The 3139-nt window shown below is 67.5% G+C and carries 4 protein-coding genes; 3 read left to right on the top strand and 1 reads right to left on the bottom strand.

From position 1 onward, the window contains the following. Window positions 1–1070, bottom strand: a 1070-nt coding sequence (hflK, locus tag QBJ92_RS20450) for a protease modulator HflK (protein ID WP_277971529.1), incomplete at its 3' end; no start/stop codon positions are given. A gap of 71 nt (window positions 1071–1141) precedes the next feature. On the opposite strand from hflK, the gene QBJ92_RS20445 reads away from it, so the two are divergent. From QBJ92_RS20445 to QBJ92_RS20435, 3 genes are read left to right on the top strand one after another with little or no spacing between them, the layout of a single operon-like run. After that, window positions 1142–2104 carry a P-loop NTPase gene (locus tag QBJ92_RS20445; RefSeq protein ID WP_431358448.1) on the top strand — a complete coding sequence of 321 codons (963 nt, stop codon included), beginning with the start codon at window positions 1142–1144 and terminating at the stop codon, window positions 2102–2104. Continuing rightward, a complete protein-coding gene (locus QBJ92_RS20440; protein WP_277971530.1) occupies window positions 2101–2529 on the top strand; it encodes a CoA-binding protein in 429 nt (142 codons plus the stop codon). The genes QBJ92_RS20445 and QBJ92_RS20440 overlap by 4 nt, the downstream gene beginning before the upstream one ends. Before the next feature lie 33 nt (window positions 2530–2562). Then, window positions 2563–3099: a hypothetical protein gene (locus QBJ92_RS20435; protein WP_277971528.1), complete on the top strand. Its 537-nt coding sequence runs from the start codon at window positions 2563–2565 to the stop codon at window positions 3097–3099. The last annotated feature ends 40 nt before the right edge of the window (window positions 3100–3139 follow it).

Below are 3139 nucleotides of genomic sequence, written 5' to 3'. Positions count from 1 at the left end.
TACGGAACGACACCCGGCGCTTCGACGATCGTCTTGTCGCTGCGCGCGAGGACCTGTTCCATGGTCTCGTAATAGAGACGACGGCGAGTCACTTCGGGGGCGAGGCGATATTGCGCGTAAAGCACGTCGAACGAGGTCGCATCGGCCTGCGCGCGTGCGAGCGTCTGCTGGGCATAGCCACGGGCACGGTTGATGTTGCCCTGGGCTTCCTGCTGCGCGGCGGAGACTGCCTTGAAATCGTCGATCACCTGCGCGGGCGGGGCGGCGTTCTTGATCGCGACGCCCTGGATGCGGATGCCCGAGTTGTAGCGGTCGAGGATCGACTGCATCAGCTGCTGCGCGCGGACTTCCATCGCGGCGCGTCCGCCACCGAGCGCCTGATCGAGCGACACGGTCGCGACGATCGCGCGCATCGCGCTTTCGGCGGTCGCGCGGAGCGTCGACTTCTGGTCCTTGATCTGGAACGCGAAGTCCTGCGGGTTGCTGATGATCCAGCGCACCGAATAATCGAGATCGACGACGTTCTGGTCGCGCGTCAGCATCAGGTTTGCGCCCGAGCCTTCCTCTGGGAAGGTGTCGGTGCTGATCTGGCTGACGTCGACTTTGGCGACCGATGACAGCGGCGCGGGGAGCGTGAGGCGGATGCCCGGCTCGAGCGTGCCGGCATAGCGGCCGAGGAAGGTCACGACGCCGCGCTGTTGCGGCCCGATCGAATGGATCGCGGTGAAGGCGAGCCACAACACCAGGATGATGCCGACGCCGATGCCCCACAATTGCGCGGGCGAGGGCGTGCCAGGGATTCGCGGGCGACCCCCGAAGCCGCCGTTGCCGCCCCCGCCGCCACCGGACGTGCGGGCGCGCTTGAGGAATTCGTCGAGCGCGCTCGGTCCGGGCTGCTTCCCGCGCGGGGTGCCGCTCGGCGGTTGCGCCCACGGGTTGCGCGGGCCACCGCCATTGCCGGGCGTGCTCCCTTTGCCGTCGTCGTCGGAACCGCCCGGGCCGCCCCAGGGGCCCTTGTTGTCGGCGGTAAGGATGGAGAGGCGGCGGAACCAGCCCGATAGGATCGTCATGATGCCTTTATAGGGGGCAAGACTTACGAAAAACAGTGGCAAGCGCACGGCGGACGCCTATCTGCACGCGGATGACCGATCCTGTTTCGCTTGATGCCATGCTCGCCCCCTTTGCGGGCACCCGCGCCACCGGCCGTATCGAGGGGGATCGCGCGAGTATCGTGATCGACGTGAGCGGGCTGGATGAGGGTGAACGCGATTCGCTCGAGGCGTCGGTGCGCGCGGCGGCGAGCGATTTGCCGGGGGTCGCGACGGTACGGATTGCGCTCACCAGCCAGCGCAGCACGCGGCTTTCGATTGCCGTTGCGAGCGGGAAGGGCGGTGTCGGTAAGTCGACAGTATCCGCCAATCTTGCGATCGGGCTTGCTGCGCGAGGGCGCCGCGTCGGGCTGGTCGACGCGGACATCTACGGGCCGTCGCAGCCCAAGCTGATGGGGGTGGAGGACGCCAAGCCGACCGCTCGTAATAAAGTGTTGCAGCCGGTCGATACGCCGTCGGGCGTGCCGATGCTGTCGATGGGAATGCTCGTCGCGCCCGATCAGGCGATCGCGTGGCGCGGACCGATGGCGGCGGGGGCGCTCCAGCAGATGCTCGATGCGAACTGGGGCGAGGCGGACACGCTGGTGCTCGACCTGCCGCCGGGGACGGGCGACGTCCAGCTGACGATGATCCAGAAATACCGGCCGCAGGGCGCGGTGATCGTGTCCACCCCGCAGGATCTCGCGCTGATCGACGCGAAACGGGCGATCGACCTGTTCGTCAAGGCGGGCGTGCCGATCATCGGGCTGGTCGAGAATATGGCGGGTTATGTCTGCCCGTCGTGCGGCGACGTGTCCGATCCGTTCGGCAGTGGTGGTGCGGAAGCGGCGGCGGCGACGCTCGGAATCCCCTTCCTCGGGCGAATTCCGCTCGACATGCGCGTCCGGATCGCGTCCGATGCCGGTCGGCCGCCGGTGGCGGCGGACGGCAGCGAAGCGGTTGCGTTCGGGGCGATTGCGGAGCGTGTGGCGGACTGGATCAAGGAGCGACGCTGATGCTGACGCAGGACGAAGAGATCACGCGGCTGTTGACCGAGACGCGGACGATCGCGTTGGTGGGTGCATCCGATCGGTCGTACCGTCCGTCGTATGGCGTGATGCGGACGTTGCAGGCGCATGGCTACCGCGTGATCCCGGTCAATCCGCAACTCGCCGGGAGCACGATCAACGGTGAGACGGTCGTGGCGGAGCTTTCCGACATTGCCGGGCCGATCGATCTGGTCGACGTGTTCCGCAATTCGGCGGCTGCGGGGGATGCCGTGGATGCGGCGATCGCGGTCGGCGCGAAGGCGGTGTGGCTCCAGTTGGGTGTCATCAATCCGGACGCGGCGGCGCGGGCCGAGGCGGCTGGGCTCGACGTCGTGATGGACCGGTGCCCCGCGATCGACCTGCCGCGGCTGGCGATTCCACGCGTCGCCTGAAATTCGCCATGATCGGGCGGCAGCGTGTGCGTCATGCTGTTGCTGATCCTCGCCGCGCAAGTCGCGACACCGCCGGTTGTCGCTCCCACTGCGCCGCCGGCCGAAGCGGCTTGGTCGATCCTGCAGCCGGTGGGCACCGAACCGTGCGTTCCGCGCGCGAAGAGCGCAGCCAAGCCGGATGACATCGTCGTTTGCGGGCGGCCATTGCCGTCGCAGAAACTCCCCTATCCCGATGAAGCGGTGCTGGATCGTCCCAAGGCGTCCAACCCGAACAGGACGGGCGCGGGTGCGCTCGCGCTTGCCGAAAGCGCGCCGTGCGCGACGCAGCAGAAAGGGTGTACGACGGGGGTCGATCTGTTCGGCGGCGCGACGCAAATGGTGCGCCTGTTGCAGAATGTGGTCTCGCCGGGGAGTTGCTGCGAGGAACCGGGGGAATCGCGCAACATGATGAAGCTGGGCAAGGACATCGCGCATGGGGTGGGCGGCGCGTTTCGGAAGAAGCCGGACAAGTCCGGGCGTGTGGCGATTGCGCTGGAGGAGCAGCCGCACGAGTCGGTGATTTTGCCCTAACTTACTTAAGCCCCTCCCCTTCAGGGGAGGGGTTGGGGGT

This window comes from Sphingomonas echinoides (assembly GCF_029623395.1).
GTDB classification, from domain to species: Bacteria; Pseudomonadota; Alphaproteobacteria; order Sphingomonadales; family Sphingomonadaceae; genus Sphingomonas; species Sphingomonas echinoides_A.
Note: the sequence above shows the minus strand (reverse complement) of the source record. Positions and strands in the feature narration are given on the sequence as shown.